Source organism: Sphingobacterium sp. Lzh-3, assembly GCF_046764375.1.
In the GTDB taxonomy this organism is placed as follows: Bacteria; Bacteroidota; Bacteroidia; order Sphingobacteriales; family Sphingobacteriaceae; genus Sphingobacterium.
In genome coordinates, this window is sequence record NZ_CP177226.1 from 2,312,925 (window position 1) to 2,331,328 (window position 18,404).

The 18,404-nt window shown below is 39.1% G+C and carries 18 protein-coding genes and 1 riboswitch; of the genes, 8 read left to right on the top strand and 10 right to left on the bottom strand.

All coding sequences use genetic code 11. The features are described 5' to 3' along the window. Positions 1–2: 2 nt before the first annotated feature. The 6 genes from ACLCDV_RS09425 to ACLCDV_RS09450 form a co-directional block, all read right to left on the bottom strand. Positions 3–683 (bottom strand): M15 family metallopeptidase, encoded by a 681-nt coding sequence (locus ACLCDV_RS09425; protein WP_317667468.1) that lies wholly within the window; start codon positions 681–683, stop codon positions 3–5. A gap of 124 nt (positions 684–807) precedes the next feature. Beyond that, positions 808–2,877, bottom strand: coding sequence for a polyphosphate kinase 1 (gene ppk1 / locus ACLCDV_RS09430; RefSeq protein WP_317667467.1), 2,070 nt, complete (start codon positions 2,875–2,877; stop codon positions 808–810). Positions 2,878–3,124: 247 nt separating this feature from the next. Continuing rightward, a complete protein-coding gene (locus ACLCDV_RS09435) occupies positions 3,125–3,502 on the bottom strand; it encodes a hypothetical protein (protein ID WP_317667466.1) in 378 nt (125 codons plus the stop codon). A gap of 9 nt (positions 3,503–3,511) precedes the next feature. After that, positions 3,512–4,090, bottom strand: coding sequence for a DJ-1/PfpI family protein (locus ACLCDV_RS09440; protein ID WP_317667465.1), 579 nt, complete (start codon positions 4,088–4,090; stop codon positions 3,512–3,514). Between the two features lie 78 nt (positions 4,091–4,168). Further along, positions 4,169–4,732, bottom strand: coding sequence for an NAD(P)H-dependent oxidoreductase (locus ACLCDV_RS09445; protein WP_317667463.1), 564 nt, complete (start codon positions 4,730–4,732; stop codon positions 4,169–4,171). A 177-nt stretch (positions 4,733–4,909) separates the two neighbouring features. Next, positions 4,910–5,857 (bottom strand): 1-aminocyclopropane-1-carboxylate deaminase/D-cysteine desulfhydrase, encoded by a 948-nt coding sequence (locus ACLCDV_RS09450; protein ID WP_317667462.1) that lies wholly within the window; start codon positions 5,855–5,857, stop codon positions 4,910–4,912. 18 nt (positions 5,858–5,875) lie between these two features. Here ACLCDV_RS09450 and ACLCDV_RS09455 point away from each other — a divergent pair, with 18 nt between their 5' ends. After that, positions 5,876–6,922, top strand: coding sequence for an RluA family pseudouridine synthase (locus ACLCDV_RS09455; RefSeq protein ID WP_201670659.1), 1,047 nt, complete (start codon positions 5,876–5,878; stop codon positions 6,920–6,922). Positions 6,923–6,941: 19 nt separating this feature from the next. Beyond that, the gene (locus ACLCDV_RS09460; protein ID WP_411973513.1) at positions 6,942–7,808 is read left to right on the top strand and encodes an aminotransferase class IV; all 867 of its coding nucleotides are present in this window, start codon (positions 6,942–6,944) and stop codon (positions 7,806–7,808) included. Between the two features lie 33 nt (positions 7,809–7,841). On the opposite strand, the gene ACLCDV_RS09465 is transcribed toward ACLCDV_RS09460, so the two are convergent. After that, positions 7,842–8,417, bottom strand: a complete 576-nt coding sequence (locus ACLCDV_RS09465) for an NADPH-dependent FMN reductase (protein WP_411973514.1) — start codon at positions 8,415–8,417, stop codon at positions 7,842–7,844. Positions 8,418–8,630: 213 nt separating this feature from the next. Here ACLCDV_RS09465 and ACLCDV_RS09470 point away from each other — a divergent pair, with 213 nt between their 5' ends. Then, entirely contained in the window at positions 8,631–9,161 is a 531-nt protein-coding gene (locus tag ACLCDV_RS09470) for a hypothetical protein (RefSeq protein ID WP_411973515.1), read from the top strand. A gap of 324 nt (positions 9,162–9,485) precedes the next feature. Then, positions 9,486–10,412, top strand: a complete 927-nt coding sequence (locus tag ACLCDV_RS09475; RefSeq protein ID WP_317669787.1) for a polysaccharide deacetylase family protein — start codon at positions 9,486–9,488, stop codon at positions 10,410–10,412. 84 nt (positions 10,413–10,496) lie between these two features. Here the strand turns inward: ACLCDV_RS09475 and ACLCDV_RS09480 are convergent, their stop codons facing one another. Beyond that, a complete protein-coding gene (locus ACLCDV_RS09480) occupies positions 10,497–11,078 on the bottom strand; it encodes an alkylphosphonate utilization protein (protein WP_411973516.1) in 582 nt (193 codons plus the stop codon). 280 nt (positions 11,079–11,358) lie between these two features. On the opposite strand from ACLCDV_RS09480, the gene ACLCDV_RS09485 reads away from it, so the two are divergent. Continuing rightward, on the top strand, positions 11,359–12,228 hold the full coding sequence (locus ACLCDV_RS09485) for a neutral zinc metallopeptidase (RefSeq protein WP_317667458.1): 870 nt from the start codon (positions 11,359–11,361) through the stop codon (positions 12,226–12,228). 194 nt (positions 12,229–12,422) lie between these two features. On the opposite strand, the gene ACLCDV_RS09490 is transcribed toward ACLCDV_RS09485, so the two are convergent. Together ACLCDV_RS09490 and fabG are read right to left on the bottom strand one after the other, a co-directional pair. Further along, on the bottom strand, positions 12,423–13,403 hold the full coding sequence (locus ACLCDV_RS09490) for an acyl transferase (RefSeq protein WP_411973517.1): 981 nt from the start codon (positions 13,401–13,403) through the stop codon (positions 12,423–12,425). 273 nt (positions 13,404–13,676) lie between these two features. Next, complete coding sequence (gene fabG, locus ACLCDV_RS09495; protein WP_317667456.1) at positions 13,677–14,420, bottom strand: 3-oxoacyl-[acyl-carrier-protein] reductase; 744 nt, start codon at positions 14,418–14,420, stop codon at positions 13,677–13,679. Between the two features lie 512 nt (positions 14,421–14,932). Here fabG and ACLCDV_RS09500 point away from each other — a divergent pair. The 3 genes from ACLCDV_RS09500 (at position 14,933) to ACLCDV_RS09510 (ending at position 18,330) form a co-directional block, all read left to right on the top strand. Next, positions 14,933–16,432 carry a malate:quinone oxidoreductase gene (locus tag ACLCDV_RS09500; RefSeq protein WP_333575523.1) on the top strand — a complete coding sequence of 500 codons (1,500 nt, stop codon included), beginning with the start codon at positions 14,933–14,935 and terminating at the stop codon, positions 16,430–16,432. Between the two features lie 14 nt (positions 16,433–16,446). Next, a riboswitch (TPP riboswitch) is annotated at positions 16,447–16,591 on the top strand. Between the two features lie 55 nt (positions 16,592–16,646). Continuing rightward, positions 16,647–17,264 (top strand): nicotinamide riboside transporter PnuC, encoded by a 618-nt coding sequence (pnuC, locus tag ACLCDV_RS09505; RefSeq protein ID WP_411973518.1) that lies wholly within the window; start codon positions 16,647–16,649, stop codon positions 17,262–17,264. After that, the gene (locus ACLCDV_RS09510; RefSeq protein WP_411973519.1) at positions 17,251–18,330 is read left to right on the top strand and encodes an acyl-CoA dehydrogenase; all 1,080 of its coding nucleotides are present in this window, start codon (positions 17,251–17,253) and stop codon (positions 18,328–18,330) included. Before pnuC ends, ACLCDV_RS09510 begins: the two co-directional genes overlap by 14 nt. Positions 18,331–18,404 lie beyond the last annotated feature (74 nt).

The following is an 18,404-nucleotide window of genomic DNA, read 5'->3' on the forward strand; positions in this document are numbered from 1 at the left end:
GTTTATTTTACGATAAAATCAAAATAGGTTTTACGATAGGGTTCATCTTGCAAGGTGTAATGCCACCATTCCTTATCATAAGCTTTAAAGCCAAATTTAGCCATTGCTTCTTTTAAGATCTTTCGGTTCTCTTTCTGTTGGGCTGTCAGATCCGCGTACTGATGATGTGAGACTGCGCCGAAAAAATCAAAAGGTCCACCCATGTCAATCTCTTTTTGATCTTTTAAGCTAATGAGCGTGAGATCTACTGTACTGCCCCGGCTGTGGCCCGATTTGGAGGCAATAAAGCCTAGATTGAACAAATTCTTCTTATTGATAAGCGGGTAGAACTCCTTTTTTGCAATTGTATCATTGGTGTTTAAAGACCATGTTTTAAAGTTGTCAACAGCACGTTGCGGGCGGTAGGCGTCGAATATTTTCAAGCCAAGACCTTTTTTATTTAAATGGTTCTCGACCTGCTGTAGTGCTAGCGCCGCACGTTTAGTTAAAATAGCGACTGGTTTTTCATAACCTTTAATCGGCCTTCCGGTGAAGTTGTGACTGCCGAAATAACGCACTTCTAAGCTTATCGTGGGGATAATGTCCTTGACGTATACAAAATCTGAAGGCATGATCTTTTCCTGCCCACGGAGGCAAAGTGTGAAAAGGCTGAAGCCAAATGTAAGACACAAGTTGAATTTCATGGAATGAAGATACAACTTGTGTCTTAATTAATATAATAAAAACGGTGATTCTCGTCTGTATCAATAGGTATAAAACCCAGTTCGGTTTATTGATCAATTTGCGCTCCTATTGATAGACAGACTGCTAATGATCAGCTAATTTTTTTTTCAGGTATTTGTATATTTCTATCTGTGAACGACATGGTGCCTCTTTATTCTCGACGTAATGATTGCTCAGAGAATTATTGAGTATCCGCGCTTTGACATTATCTTTGAGCTGGATTTGAAGCATTTCTTTTAAATCCTCCTTGATTTTTTTGCTTGTTATTTTTACTGCGGCTTCGATACGATGATCCAAGTTTCTTGTCATCCAGTCCGCTGAGGAAATAAATAGTTGCTCTCGACCAGCATTATAAAAATACATCACACGTGCATGCTCCAAATATTCATCTACGATTGAAATGGCGTTCATTTGCAGTTTAAACGTTTTTTGATTTGTTGCACAGTAGATTCCCCGGATAATAAGATCTATTTTGACACCAGCTGTTGCTGCGTCATAGAGCTTTTTAATCATCTCTTTATCGCTGAGTGAATTTACCTTGACAATGATGTATGCTTTTCGACCAGCCTTTGCTTCGGTAATTTCCTGGTCGATGTAGTGTAGAAGTTCTCTACGCATATCGGTTGGGCATATCAAAAGACTTTTGCAATTTTTGATAATTTCAGCCGGATTTGATTTGGGACGTCTTAGGTAATTGAAAACCTTATTTATATCGGCAATAACATCCCTATTACTCGTTAAGAGGCAATAGTCTCCGTATAATTTAGCCGTTTTCTCGTTGATATTTCCTGTGCTGACAAAGCCATATTGGATCGTTTTCATTCCAATACGTTTTTTTATCACACATAGTTTTGCATGAACCTTTTTATTTGGGATACCGGTAAGTACTTTAATGCCTTCGAGTTCAAGTTTCTCTTTCCAGTCCAAATTGTTTTCTTCATCAAATCTTGCACGAAGTTCAAGCATCACAGTGACTTCCTTGCCATTGCGGGCTGCGTTAATCAAGGCATTTGCAATTTTGGAATTGGAAGCTAAACGATATGCTGTAATCTGGATCGTTTTTACATCGGGATCCATTGCTGCTTCCCGAAGTAAATCGATGATCGGTCTAAACTCATGATATGGAAAGGAGAGCAGTACATCTTTTTTTAATATGGTATCCGTTACACGTTCGTAGTTTTTGAAATAAGGATGTGGAAAAGACGTTCGTTCCAAGGGCTGATTGTAGGATTTAAACACATTGGGGAAATCCATGAAGTGTTTGAAGTTGTGTATTTTTTGTCCTGGAATGATGCTGTCTTTTTTTGAAAGGTTAAGTTTCTTGATCAGGAATTCTACCAATTTATGGTCCATTTCTTGATCGAAAATAAACCGGGTAGGTTTACCTTTTCTTCTGTTTTTTACCCCTTTGCTTATCTTCTCAACGAGCGTCGTGTTGATGTCATTGTCAATGTCAAATTCGGCGTCTTTTGTTACTTTAAAGACATGTGCATTGAATACATCAAAACCGAAATAGGAAAATATTAATGGAAGATTAAACTTGATAACATCCTCCAAAAGTATAATATGCTTTTCATCTTTTGGCGAAGGTAATTGTACGAAGCGTCCATTTTGACTGGTAGGGATTTCGATGAGTGCAAATTTAGTTTCATACTGCCATTCCTGTTTTCCCATCGCAATACCCAAGTAAAGGCTCTTATCCCGAATATAGGGCATAGGTCGTATATCGTCCAATATCAAAGGAATGACGTTCGATTCCACCTCATCCTGATAATAGTCACTCACAAATTGTTGTTGTTCGGGATTCAGTTCCTCACTGGTCTTAATATAGACATTCTGTTTGGCCATATCTTTTTGGATACGATTCCACGTATTGTCAAATTTCTTTTGCTGCTTGATTACCCGGATATTGAGCTCTTCCAATATGAGTTGTGGGTCTTCGTAGAAGGATTGGTTGGCACTTTTGTCTTTCAGGTCTATAGCCCGTTTTAGACCTGCAACACGTACACGGAAAAATTCATCGAGGTTATTGGAAAATATACCTAAAAATTTGATTCTTAAGGGTAAAGGGACAGTCTCGTCCGCAGCTTCCTGAAGTACTCTTCCATTAAAGCTCAGCCAACTAACGTCTCTAGGAATAAATTTTTTCGCCATAGCTAAATATACGTAAATTTAAAAAGCAAAACTATAGCTCTACAGGGGATAATCGAACTTTTTTGTGTTAAAGAATTATTAAGTTATTTTTTGTTCATGTGTGTAGACCATAGTTTTAAAGGTGCATTTTTGCCACTGCTCTTTTTCCTGGGAAATAACCGCCACAAGGTGTTGCACTGCATGGCAAAAAAAATCCCCCAAAGGTCTATTCAGACTTTGAGGGATATGTCATTATGTTTGGTTTCGTCTATTTCTTCTTTCCGTATTTTTTGGAAATTTGAATCGCTTTGTATTTCGTCGTGTCAAAATGTGGCGTGTCAATTGACAAGTTTGTCGGATAAGGAGCACTTCGATCGAAGAAATACACGGTTGTTGTACTTCCGTAATCATTAACAGGCATTAAATCAAGACAAGCAGAATAATCCGCATTCAACAGGTCGCCTACAGTAACGGCATAAATGCGTATGATACCACCTTTATTTTGTTCATTTCTGACGAAAGCGACTTCCTTAAAACCTCCCGGTAGATCCTCAATACTTTTCTGATTGAAGCTATCTTTTAAAATAAAACCCAACAGCACTAAAATCGGTATGACCAAAAGCCATAGCCTTTTATTCTTCTTCATTAAAAACACTTAAATTGTAATTGTTATACCTAATAATTTGTAAAACTCTTTTAAAATTGCCTGATGTCCCGGCCATGCAGGAGAGGTGACCAAATTGCCGTCTACCACCGCTTGATCCGCAGGGATGTTTTTCCATGTGCCGCCCGCTAATTCGATATCAGGGCCTACAGCAACATATGCTGTCAATGTACGTCCTTCAAGTACTTTTGCCGCTGTCAACACTTGGATGCCATGACATATTGCCGCAACAGGCTTATTGTGCTCAAAGAAATGTCTTGTAATCTCTAATACACGTTTGTTGAGTCGAATATATTCTGCCGATCGGCCACCAGCAATATATAGGCCATCATAATCTTCGACATTGACCTGATCGAAATCTTTATTGATTGCAAAATTATGTCCACGCAGTTCTTTATACGTCTGGTCACCAGTGAAATCATGAACTGCAGTTGGAACTACATCTCCGCTTTTGCGGTCCGGAGCAATCGCATCTACCGTCAATCCTATTGAACCCATTGCTTGAAATGGAACCATTGCTTCGTAATCTTCTACAAAGTCTCCTACAAGTAGTAATATTTTTTTTGCCATATCAAAAAACCTCTTTTAATAGGTTTTCAATTTACATATTAAAAGAGGTATTCGCAATGATTATTTGTTAATCTTTTGTTAACCTTGCACGGCTAATTTTTCGGCCAGTGCACGTTTTGTTTTGCGCACTTTAGCTTCTAATTGACTTCTTAAAGTGGGATCGATAATACCTTTACCTTCTTCAAAGTTTTTGTGGAATTCAGGGAGGGAGAAGGAGTCTAATATATCGGCGCCATCCCAAGTGATTCGGTTTACTGCGGTGTTCAATACTGTGGCACCACCCATTGGACCCGGTGCAGTAGCCAATAAGAAAACAGGCTTGCCATTGAATAATTTACGGTTAGGAATACGCGAAACCCAGTCAACGATATTTTTGTAAGCTGTGGTATATGAACCATTGTGTTCCGCTAAAGAGATCAAAAGGAAATCTGCTGCATCCATTTTAGCTGCAAAGTCATGCGCTAATTGAGGAATACCCTGCTCCACTTCTTTGTCGTAAGAATAGATAGGCATTTCAAAATGGTTTAAGTCTAGCAATTCGATCGTGTCGTCAGCTTCTTTGTAGTATTTGGATATACTTGTGACGAATGTTTTGTTGATTGAGTTTTTGTTGCTTGTTCCTGCAAATGCTAATATTTTCATCTTTATATCATTAATTTTTGAGGTGTTAGGTAAGGGCGAAACCACATGATACCTACCTCGTTTTTACCTTTGGGAAATCATGATTTCCTCCTGTTTTCTTTTAAAATCTGGTCAAACTTACGATATAATTGCTGAATAAATGTCAATCAAATGTCTCTGTACGGCGTTCTAGCGTATTTATTGATGTAGATCAATAAAATTGAAACGTTCGTACATACCAAGTAGGCCTGTAAGTCCGCCAGTATGAATAACGAGTACCTGATCTGCGGGGGTAAAGTAGTCCTTTTTGATCAGATCATCTACGGCATAAAGTAATTTGCCGGTATAGGTGGGTTCGATCATGATTCCTGTCGCAGCTATAAAATGCTGAACAAAGGCGAGTAAGTCGGTATTGGATTTTGCATAACCACCAAAATGATAATCAAGATGTAAAATAGGAGGAGTGATGTTGGGGTAAAGCTGATCGACTTCCTCCTGAATAAATCCTCCATTTTTTAAAACAGGTATGCCGTGTACGCGGGTAAATAGATCTCGTTTTTCTATCGCATTGGCTATTCCAGCTAATGTTGTTCCTGTGCCGCAGGCGGTAAAAATATGCTGGTATTCATGTTGGAGTTCATCAACGAGTTCAGAGCAACCTTTTGCTCCCAGTATGCCGTAACCACCCTCGTGTATATAGAACGTCGTTGGATCCTGACCAAAATAGGTGTTGTATAAACTTTCTTTATCTCGGTAAGATTCGCGGTCGACGTAAATGAGCTGCATCCCAAAAAGGCGGCACATCGCTAAAACAGGGTTGTTAACCCCTTCTTCACCTCGAACAAAAGCGGTTGTTTTAAACTTAAAGGTAGCTCCGGCGCAAGCGGTAGCTATAAGATGGTTGCTCCATGCGCCACCAAATGTAACAAGATGATTTTTCTGAAGCTGCAGGGCTTCTTCCAGATTATATTTTAATTTTCGCCATTTATTGCCTGAAATAAACGGATGTATGAGGTCATCGCGCTTAAGTGTTACTTTAATATGCTTCTTCTCCCAAGCCGGGAGGCACAATTCAGTTTCGGGGCTATGGATTTTGAAGGGCAACATAACATTAAATGAAAACAAATTTAACGAAAATTGTTTCATTTGGTTTATTTTTGTAGCATGACAGAACAAATAGGATCGCAAGATCAGGAAGAACAAGAATTATTTGAGCATCTACGTATTGAAGTGGATAAGGGACAAGCATTACTCCGCATTGATAAATACTTGATGAACAGAGTGGAAAATGCGACGCGGAGCAAAATTCAGCATGCTATTGAAGCAGGTTCTGTCATGGTTAACGGTAAGGAGATCAAGGCGAGCTATAAGGTTAGACCTGATGATGTGATTACATTGGTGCTACCTGACCCACCACGGGATAACGAAGTTTATCCAGAAAACATTCCATTAGATATCAAATACGAGGATGACGACGTGCTGATTGTGAATAAAGAAGCGGGTATGGTCGTACATCCAGGATATAATAATTATACGGGAACCTTGGTAAATGCATTGACGTATCATATACAGCAGTTGCCGCAGTTACCAGGAAACTCCGATCGCCCGGGGTTGGTGCATCGAATCGATAAAGACACTTCCGGACTATTGGTTATTGCTAAAAATGAAAAATCAATGGCCTTTTTGGCAAAACAGTTTTTCGATCACAGCATTACCCGTAAGTATATTGCATTAGTTTGGGGTGATTTAAAGGAGGACGGAACAATTACAGGTTATATTGGACGTCATCTAAAAGACAGACGCATCATGGCGATGTATGACAGTGAAGACAAAGGGCGTTGGTCGGTGACACATTACAGAGTTTTGGAGCGATTGGGCTATGTTACTTTAATTGAATGTCAGTTAGAAACAGGGCGTACACACCAAATTCGTACGCATATGCAGTCTATTGGTCATCCGCTATTTAATGATGCAATGTATGGTGGAGATAAGATTTTAAAAGGTACCGTGTTTTCAAAGTACAAGCAGTTTGTGGATAACTGTTTTTCATTACTGCCGCGGCAAGCACTTCATGCGCAGGTATTGGGATTTATCCATCCTACGACAAAAGAAAATATGTATTTTGAGGTACCATTTCCAGAAGATTTTCGTTTAGCTTTAGAAAAGTGGCGCGGATATGCGGCAAATTCAATGGCTATAGAAAATGATTAAAATTTAGAACAAAATTAAGATGCCAACAAACTATATCAATTTCAATGGCAGTGTAGTGCCGGAAGATCAGGAAATATTTAGCATTGAGAATAGAGGTTTCCGTTATGGGGATGGATTATTCGAAACGATGCTGTATAAGGATGGTGATATCCGCTTTCTAAATTTTCATGTCGAGCGTTTACAGAAAGGAATGGAGTTGATTCATTTGGATGATGCGAATCTATTCGATGAATTTTTTATTCGTTCGAGATCCGAAGAATTAATCCGTAAAAACAATATGTTGGGGCAGCAGGTTCGTATCCGATTGATCGTGTTTAGATCTGGAGGCGGATTGTACAGTCCAACGAGTAATAAACCTGGTTTTGTTTTGCAGGTGCAGCGCATAGAACCTAATCTTCGCGATAAGAAGGTCGGTTTGATTGTAGGACTTTACAATGAATTCAAAAAACCGTATAGCGATCTTTCCAAGATTAAATCTTTAAATGCGCAGATTTACGTGTTAGCTGGCATCTATAAAAAGAAAATGGCTTTTGATGATGTATTGATTCTAAATCAGGAAGGCTATCTATGTGAATCCTTGATTTCAAATATCTTTGTCTATTATGAAAAGGTACTTTATACACCAGCGCTATCCGAAGGATGTATTGAAGGAATAATGCGCCGGGTAGTCATGGACATGGCACAGGATGAAGGTATAGAGGTGGTTGAGGCACAGATAAGCCCCGAAATCATGAAACGGGCGGATGAGATTTTCTGTACCAATGCTGTACAGGGTGTACAATGGGTAATGGGCTATAAGCAAAAGCGCTATTTCAATAAGATATCGCGGATCTTGCAGGAAAAATTACAACATTGGAACTATGACGTCAGTGATGAACAGGACTAGAATAATTTGATTATACATACAAAAGGTCAGGATTTAATCCTGACCTTTTGTATGTATAATTCGCTCAGCCCATTGCTCAAAGGCATTTTTAAAGCTGCGTAGAAAATCTTTGGTTTTTTGTGATTCAATAGCCCCAGTGGGACCAATACATGTTGTTATATTGCCCAAATAAGCTTCGGGTTGCTGCATGGTTAAGATATTGACGAAGACCAGCGATTGACGTAAATGGTGGTTGGCGCCAAAGCCACCGTAAACTCCCGTTGATGAAGAAATTATTGCGCCAGGTTTACCATCCCATTTATTTTTTCCATAGGGTCTTGAACCTACGTCAATCGCATTTTTTAAAACTGCAGGAATAGAACGATTATACTCTGCGGTAATAAAAAGTATTGCATCCAGGGACGCGACCTCTTTCCGAAATCGTACATAGCTCGGAGGAGGATTTCCTACATCGTCAAAATCCTGATTATATAAGGGAAGTTCGCTGATATCAATTATGCGGTAGCCAAATTTAGATTCCTCTTGTTCAAGAATAAACTGCGCAATTTTTTTGTTGTAAGATTCCTTTCGTAAGCTACCGACCAATATTCCTACGTTATATATACTCATTGTGATTAGTTCATTAAAGTCTGTATGATCTGAACAACTGATCCTACTAAAAAGTTTGCGGTTTTATTGTTTACTATAATCATGTTCAACCTATTTAAAATGAAGCTCTTATTGCTGTGTTAACAAAAATTAACATTTGAGCATTAATCTTTTGCACACTGTTTGTTGTCGTATTGTAAAGAAGAAATTACAAACTAGAGGGAGGAGCTACTTATGAAAAAATTGTTTTACGCGGCGGCGATTATTGCAGGCCTTTTTACGGCAGGAGCTGCACAAGCGCAAGTCAGTATTAGTGTCAATATTGGGAGTCAGCCAAGCTGGGGGCCAGCAGGTTATGATTATGCCCGCTATTATTATATTCCTGAGTACAATATGTATTACGATGTACCTGCAAGATGTTACGTTTATTATGATAATGGCGGCTGGGTAAGAAGAGCAAGTTTACCGAGGAGATACAGGCATTACGATTTTTATCGGGCTCATAAAGTGGTTATTAACGATCGCACACCTTGGCATCACCATGATCGGTATAGAAGCCGTTATGGCGGTTACCGTGGAAGACAAGTATCTATCCGTGACAACCACCACGGTGGTAGCGGGTATTCATTTGCCAGCGAACGTAGTGTAAGGCGCGAACATTCATGGAGTGAAAGCCGTCGGTATGATAGAGGGAATGGTCATGGTCGTGGCAACGATCATGGTCATGGACGCGGTAAAGGTCATGGTGGAAGACATAGAGATTGATCCGGTATTTTGAATTACATGAACAAAAAGGAATCTATATCGTATAGGTTCCTTTTTTCTATTTTACTGATTTGTGTTTCTTTTAGGTATCAATGCGCTTGTCGAGATCGGTTACTGGTCGGAAATAACTTTCAGTCTACTTTCATGGCTAATTGTGCTAGCGGATCATGAAGTTTTATTGTGCATGCACAATAAATTAAATAACATAACAGCCTGATTAATGAAAAATATATTAATTTTGCGCTACAAGTGATTAAAATCAGCTCATTTATTGCGATTTTAAGTGTTGGAGAAATAATTGTAATGTGAAAGTTAATTTTTGTGATGAGAAAAGTGGTTAATTCAGGTGTTGTATGGGTTGGGTTGAGTATATCTATTTTGGGATTTTACTCCTGCAACCAAAGTGGAACAAATAAGGTGCAAACTATAGGGGCTGTCGATTCAATGCCACCAAAAAAAGACAGTTTATTGGTGGTACAAGATTCGATAAGTAAAGTCGATTCCCTCCGTAAGGATACCATTACAAAAATGGAAGAAAATGTGGCTTATAAGGGAGCTAAAGATACGACTGTTTTATTGACCGATACTGTTTCTCCTCGTTATATTTATCTCACCTTTGACGATGGTCCCCTGAATGGAAGTCAACACCTTGATTCCATTGCGACGGCGAAAGGCATTAAAATCAATGCTTTTCTGATTGGTAATCATGATAAAATGAGTAAAAAATTGCACAGCTTTACGGAACGCTATAAGAATAATCCTCTAGTGGATTGCTATAACCATAGTTACTGGCACGCGCACAACAAATACACTACTTTTTATTCGAACGCTCAGACGGCTTTTGAGGATTTTGAACTTGCTGAACAATCACTGGGTTTGGAACATAAAATCGTACGTTTACCAGGACGAAATATTTGGTATATTGGAGACCGTAAAAAGGTGGATTTGAAAAGTGGGGCTTCGACGGCTGAGTTATTACATCAAAACGGTTATAAAGTAATTGGTTGGGACTGTGAGTGGAAAATAAATGGGGTAACTGGGAAACCGGATTTATCTGTGAATCAATTGTATACCCAGATGAAGAATTTGCTTCGTAAAGGTACATCTTATACGAAAAATAATGTTGTGCTATTGACACATGACAATATGTATCAAACGAAAAAAGGACAGCGTCTTTTATCGGATTTGATCGATAGTCTTAAACAACATCCAAACTATCGTTTTGAATTTGTACGGAATTATCCGCAATAGTGAGAGCTATCTCGCTAAATAATAAAGGCTTGAACGGGAGTGAACCCCAGTTTAAACCTTTATTATTTAGACGAAAAATCTAGTTTAATTTTGTTTACGGAGATATTTGGTCAGTATAACGATTGTTTGACCCTCAATCTTTCCTTCAATTTGTTCGATATTGTCTGCTACCAGTCGAATATTCTTAACCACGGTGCCTAAAGTCGCTTTTAAGGAGGAACCTTTCACGTCAAGCGTTTTTGTCAGAACAACTGTATCGCCCTCCAATAGTCGTTGTCCGATGCTATCTTCATGAAAAGAAACATAGCCATCATTTTCATGATCTCCAGTTTTCTTCGCTTCCGATAGTGTTTCATCGTCAAGATAGAGGATATCCAGTGCTTCAGAAGCCCAGCCTTCATTTTTTAATCGATTTAACATGCGCCAGCATACAATTTGTACCGATGGGTTTTCGGACCACATGGCATTAGGAAGAAACTTCCAGTCGTCGGGATTTAATTGTTCCGTTTTGTTGAGCTGATTGACCAATGTTTCTGAAATCAGTAAAGTATTGTCCAAATTTGATGTTATTTCCAGAGGTAATGTGTAGGCAATTAAAGTGGCATCTTCGCCTGTCAGCTCACATTTTCCGCCAGCTCTCGCTTGTAATTGTTCTTCTAATTTCATGTCAGTTTTTTTGAAAGCCCAAACTTAGCCAAATTTGCTTTGATGTACAATGACGAATATCACGACTTAGGGAAATAATTCCTGTTTTTACTCTTATAAAGCATTGTTTTTGCTTATGGCTTTCATTTGTTTGCTGGTAAATTTATTTATAGGATGCGGGCTATGAGGTAAAGTGGAGTAAATTTTTTCTTCAAATAAATTTACTCCATGTAGAAGATTGGTACCGAATTTGTGTTTAACCAACATTAGAAAAGATTATTAACTGTAATATAGGAATACTATGAAATGGCAAGGAGGCAAGCAAAGTGGTAATTTTGAGGACCGTCGCGGAATGTCGGGGGGAGGAAAAATTGCTTTAGGAGGAATTGGTGGAATTATTGTTTTGGTCATTGGATTTTTGATGGGTGGAGATCCGATGCAACTCTTACAGCAAGCCCAAAATATGGGGGCGCAAACTGAACAGTCGGGACAGCCGCGTGAGTTAAATCCTGAGGAAAAAAGACTAACTGAATTTTCGTTAACTGTACTTCAGAGTACCGAGGATGTTTGGGCAAAGCTCTTTAAAGAGCAGATGCAGAAAAATTATACCCCTACAACACTTGTATTTTACGATGGGGGAACACAAACGGATGGTTGTGGTATGGGGCAGGCTTCTTACGGACCTTTTTATTGTCCGGGTGATCAAAAGATTTACCTGGATCTGAGCTTTAGTAGAGAACTTTCGGATAAATTCGGTGCAAAAGGAGAGTTCGCCATGGCGTATGTAATTGCGCATGAAGTCGGACATCATATCCAACAATTGGTGGGATTATTGCCGAAGACCAATCAAGCCCGTGGGAAACTGAGCGAGCGTGAAAATAACAGGATCTCCGTTATGACCGAGCTGCAAGCGGATTTTTATGCTGGTGTATGGGCGCATTACATCAATGATTTAACCGATATAAAAATTGATTATAATGATATTATGGATGGTATGAAAGCTGCCGAAGCTGTTGGGGATGATAAATTACAAACAGAGGCCCAAGGGTATGCTGTTCCTGAATCATTTACACATGGTACATCTGCACAACGTATGGCCTGGTTTAAAAAAGGATATGATTCGGGCGATATGCGATCGGGCAATACCTTTGAGGATCCGAGTTTGAAATAGGAGGATATTCTTATACTAAAAAAGACACCTGGTCATTACGTCTGAGCAGGTGTCTTTTTTTTGATATTGGCAATTGTGATGTAATCGTATCTAATATGGAGCTAATCTAATACAGGGCTAAACTTTAATTTTAGTTTTCCTCGGAGGAATGATACTCATTGGATAAATCCGGTTCGGTTGATAATTACAGATCGTTATTGAACCAATAGATTACAACCGCGGATGTCACTTTGGTCAAAACGCCCTAATATTTCAAAGGAACCATCTTGATAAACCTTGCCCAAATCTTGTGTTGCTATAAATGAGCAAGAATAACGATTCGCGAGATCAATGACATTAATTCCGCCGGTTTTATTCAAAGGAATCAAACTCAATGGATCATTTGTGTCGCGTATTAATATCTTCATCCATTTCGGTAGCTGAAAAATCCCTTGTCCCACAGAATAGCCCTGTGATAGAAGTTCTGTCATACCATATTCAGAATGAATTCCTTTTACGGAAAATGCATCTTCCAGAAGTTTATGAATTTTCTGTTTGACCATTTCCTTACGCTTACCTTTCATACCTCCAGTTTCCATGATAATCAATTCAGGGAATTTGAAGGCATAGTGTTCGATGAAGTCGAGCAGCGCGTAAGTCACTCCAAAGAGGATTGTTTTTGTTCCTTTATTTTTGAGTTCAACAAGTGTATCGTATAGTTCTTGATGGTTATAGAGGAAATAGTTACTTTCTGGTTGCTCACTTTGCTTCATGAGATCATCAATCATATAGATTAGAGAAGAACCGCTTCTTTCGAGGTAAGAGGGTAGAAGTGCCAGAATTGCAATATTACTCAGCGGACCATAAAAATCTTCAAAAATCCGACGAAAGGTACGTTCGTAAATATTGAGGTCGGCGACCAAATGTTTTGAGGTAACCATACCTGTTGTCCCCGAACTCGAAAACACAATTTCGGCGTCCATTCCAGCTGCGATAACCTGTTGGGTTTTAAAAAATTCGATAGGCAAGAAGGGGATCTCGGTATAGTGCTGTATCGGGGATTTTTCTTTTCCTAGGATCCTTATATAGTCACGGTAAATCTTACAATGCTGACTTTGGAATTGGTAGGTATCTAAACAATGTTGATTAAAATCATCCTCGGTTTTAATCTCAAAAAAATCCTTCCAGTTCGTCATGGCATTTAAAAATTTAATGGACAAAATTAACTAAAATTTGGAAATATTGTGAGGACTTATAGATTCCTTCTTATCGGAGATCTATTGAAGCTATTTGCTAGTACTAACAATACAGGTATGCAGAGGTTGTAAATTCTGTAATCAGAAGGAAAGGGAAAGCCCTCTGTGTTCAGTATATTGAGGTTTAAGGGATAGATCGGAGTAGGGCAGTAAAGATAAATAAGGGGCAATGTGAGGTCAAATTTAAAAAATTTGACCTCACATTGTTAATTTTTATAACATACCACCATCAACAGGTAGAACCTGTCCGGTTACGTATGCCGATAAGTCAGATGCTAAATAGAGACAAGCATTGGCAACGTCTTCTGGATCTCCAGCACGTTTCAATGGAATCCCGGCTTCCCATCCAGCCACAACTTTAGGATCCAATACATCTGTCATTTCGGTGCGTATAAAACCTGGTGCAACTACGTTTGCACGGATATTACGAGAACCTAACTCTTTTGCGACAGATTTTGTGAACCCGATAATACCGGCTTTTGATGCCGCATAATTTGCCTGACCAGCATTTCCTTGAACGCCCACAACTGAAGACATATTGATAAATGAACCTTTACGGTTTTTCATCATAATTTTCGAAGCGGCTTTTGTAACGTTAAAGACGGATTTTAAGTTGACATTTAATACATCATCCCAATTCTCCTCGGTCATGCGCATTAACAAGCCGTCTTTTGTGATACCGGCATTATTTACAACGATATCTAATCCTCCAAAATCGGCAACGATCGCGTTGATTAATTGTTCTGCTTCTTCGAATTTTGAAGCGTCAGAGCGATAACCAATCACTTTGGTACCGAAAGCCTGAAGCTCCTGTTCCAGCGCCTGTCCTTTTTCGACAGAAGAAAGATATGTAAAAGCGACGTTAGCACCATGTTGTGCAAACACTTCTGCAATTTTCCTTCCGATTCCTTTTGATGCTCCTGTTACTAAAGCAATTTTTCCTTCAAGTATTTTCATCTGTATAAGTTATTTGTTCTTCAATTATTCACACTTAGGCATTTATGTCCATTTTCAACGCCCTGTCTTTCTCTCACAGCCTGTCTGTTACTGGAATTCAATACGAAACATGAACTCGTTTCCATTTGGTTTATCTTGGTTATGCCACAGTGCTTGTGTTTTTTCGATACCATCGTATCAGCGAATAAATGATCTTGTTTTTTAGCTATTGTATACACTATTGCCTTTCGATGTTCTGCAAAAATGTTAAAACTATATTATAACACAAAATCTTTCGATAAATAACGGTTTAAAATAGGAAAACATTGTGTGCTGACCTTGTGTTTATCTTGGAGTGGGGGAGTGTTTTCCGGAAACAATTTTAGAATTTTACGGTAAGCGATCACTCACTTAGGATTATTTTAATAAATCAATGGTATTTTTGAATAAGTGGTTCTAAAAAGTACAGTTTTTTGACAAAAGACTTGGACGTTTACCAAAAACTATATTAAATTTGCATCAATCACAAAAACATGAGCAAAAAATCAAATAAAGAAGTTGACGTTGTTCTGATCGGCGCCGGTATTATGAGTGCTACTTTGGGTACTCTAATCAATGAATTAAGCCCAGACGTTAATATTGAAATTCTTGAGCGTTTGGATGTTGTGGCTGCTGAAAGTTCTGACGCTTGGAATAATGCTGGCACGGGTCACTCTGCCTTATGCGAGTTAAATTATACCCCCGAACAGAAAGATGGTTCTGTAAAGATTGATAAAGCAGTTAAAATTGCTGAGCAATTTGAAGTGTCTAAGCAATTTTGGTCCTACCTCGTTGATAAAGGCATTATTGCCCAACCTGAAAATTTTATCCGTAGTATTCCACACATGAGTGCGGTTTTTGGTGAAAAAGATGCTAAATTCCTAAAGACAAGATGGGAAACATTGACGACCCAAAACTTGTTCAAAGGGATGGAGTATACCGAAGATACGGCATTGTTGAAATCGTGGATTCCATTGATGATGGAAGGACGCGAGGCCGATGAAAAAATTGCTGCGACAAAAATGGATCTGGGTACCGATGTTAATTTTGGGTCGTTGACACGTGATTTGATCGCTAACCTTGAAAATAAAGAAAATATTTCGATCTCCTTAAACCATGAAGTAATCGACATCGAACGTGAAGACGATGGCCGTTGGGAAGTGGAGGTCAAAGATTTAAAGACAGGAACAAAGAGAGAAATCAAAGCAAAGTTTGTATTTATTGGGGCCGGTGGCCACTCGTTGTTGTTGTTGGAAAAATCTGGAATACCAGAAGCGAAAGGCTATGGCGGATTTCCTGTAGGGGGCCAATGGCTACGTTGTGTAAATGAAGAGATCATAAATACACATCATGCGAAAGTGTATGGAAAAGCTTCTGTTGGTGCTCCTCCAATGTCTGTACCGCACTTAGATACACGTTATATTGATGGCAAACAAGCGTTATTGTTTGGACCATATGCAGGTTTCTCGACTAAATTCTTAAAACAGGGGTCTTACTTCGATCTACCTGCTTCCATCAAATTGTCCAATATCCGCCCGATGTTATCCGCCGGACTTGACAACTTACCTTTGACGAAGTATCTTATTACTGAAGTCATGAAGTCACCAAAAGATAAACTAGAGTCTTTAAAACAATTTATGCCTACAGCTAAATTGGAGGATTGGGTTATCGAGAAAGCAGGACAACGTGTTCAGGTCATCAAGAAAGATGAAAAGAAAGGTGGAATTTTGGAATTTGGTACAGAGGTTGTTTCTAGTGCAGATGGTTCTATTGCTGCGCTATTAGGAGCTTCTCCTGGTGCTTCGACGTCAGTTGCTATCATGATCAGCCTGTTGAAGAAATGTTTCCCTGAACGTGCGAAGTCAGATGAATACCGTAAAAAACTACGTGAAATGATTCCTTCACATGGGAAATCATTGAACGATGATGCGCAACTATGTAAAGAAACGCGTACGCGGACGCACAAAGCGTTGAAATTGATTGATATAGAATAATCAATTCGACAGAAAATATACTTATGGGGTGCTTGGAATGACCATGGTCATTCTCGGCTGAGATTATACCCAATAAAAGCGATTGTAACTCCTTATACAATCGCTTTTATATACCTGATCCAGGTAATGCTGGCGTAGGGATTTAATTTCAATAAAAACGTCCGTTTTTCTCCCATAGGTTTATTATGAATTACACGAAATAATAAACAAGGCGATGACTTCTGAAACAATTTTCGAAGCTTTTATAAAACAGATCCAACAGGCCACCATCGCGGAATGGTTAGGGGTATCCTTTGGTATTTTACAGGTTTGGTTTTCCCGTCAAAATAAATCGATCAATTACATTTTTGGGATTATTGGTATCTTAATTTCAGTATACGTACTCTTCCATGCGAAACTATATGCAGAAATATTGCTACATCTCTATTATTTGGTCATGAGCATCTATGGCTGGATCTATTGGAAATATAGTAGTGATGTTGCTGCTCCCATAACGCATTGTGAGCCGAAAGAATGGTGGATAGTAGGGGGAATCTGCGCTCTCGCTTTTCTGTTGTTTTATTTCGGATTGGTACATTTAACGGATTCGGATGTACCGCTTTGGGACTCTGCAGTTTCCTGTACCGCTTGGGCAGGGATGTGGTTATTGGCAAAACGGAAGATAGAAAATTGGATATTGTTGAATATTAGTAATCTGATGGCAATTCCTTTATTGATCCATAAAGGGTTATTTCTTTATTCGGGTTTGACTTTGTTTTTATTTGTAATGGCATTTAGCGGATATTTTAATTGGAGGAGAATAATAAGTGAAGAAAGATATGCAACTCTGTAGCGAGGATATCGCCGCACTGAAGGATAATCAGGTTAAAGGAATAAAGCAGAAAACATTGTCGGATGAACAACTCGAGCTCATTTATCGCAAAAAGTGGTTTAAGATCTGGGTTCCACCTGCATTGGGTGGATTGGGATTAAGTCTACCTGAAGGGTTCAATTTATTGGCTGACCTGGCTTATTGGGATGGGGGATTAGCCTGGACAGTAACGTTATGCTCGGGAGCAAATCTCTTTGTCGGTTTTATTGATCCGGTTTTAGGAGATCAGATTTTCAAAACGGATCGGGTTTGTTTTGGCGGCAGTGGGCAGGCATCAGGTACAGCTACACGTGAAGGGGAACATTATCGGCTCCGCGGTTTTTGGAAATATGCTACCGGAGCTCCTCATTTAACCCATTTTACCTTAAATGCTGCAATTCAGGAGGCAGGAAAACCCGTTTTGGACGAAAAAGGTGAACCACTGATAAAATCATTTTTTGTGGATCGTGACCATGTACTGGTGCATTACGACTGGGATACATTTGGATTGGAGGCTACGGCTTCGCATTCCTTTTCGCTGGAAGACATACTCGTTGATGGTAGGCAGTCTTTTGAGATTGATGCGGCAAAAAGTACACGTAGCGAGCTGTTGTATCAATATCCCTTTATGCCTTTTGCGGAATTAACCTTATTGGCCAACTTTACGGGAATGTATAAGCGCTTTCTGGATTTAATCGAAAAACTATTTGTGTTAAAAAGCAATCAATCCAAATGGGAGAAGACTGAAAGTAAAGAAGCGTTTAGGGTACTCGATGACTTTCAGCAAGATTATGTTAATCGGAGGGAGGCAGTAATGAATTTGGCCGCTCTTTCTTGGGTAAATCTTCATGATGGCAATGATAATGCAGCGATTTATGAACAGATAGGGGTGCAAAGTCGAGATTTTGTGGAATCTATCTTGACAAATACAATAAGGCTCTATCCGCATACCGGAATTTCGGGGGCCGCCATTGATCATGAAATCAATATAATCTTCCGGAATATTTTTACCGCTTCGCAGCATAAGTTATTACAGAAGGATTTGTAATAAGAAGGACCATCATTTGATGGTCTTTCTTATTATTTAGTAATGTAAATTTATGCGGTGAATACAGCGCCTCG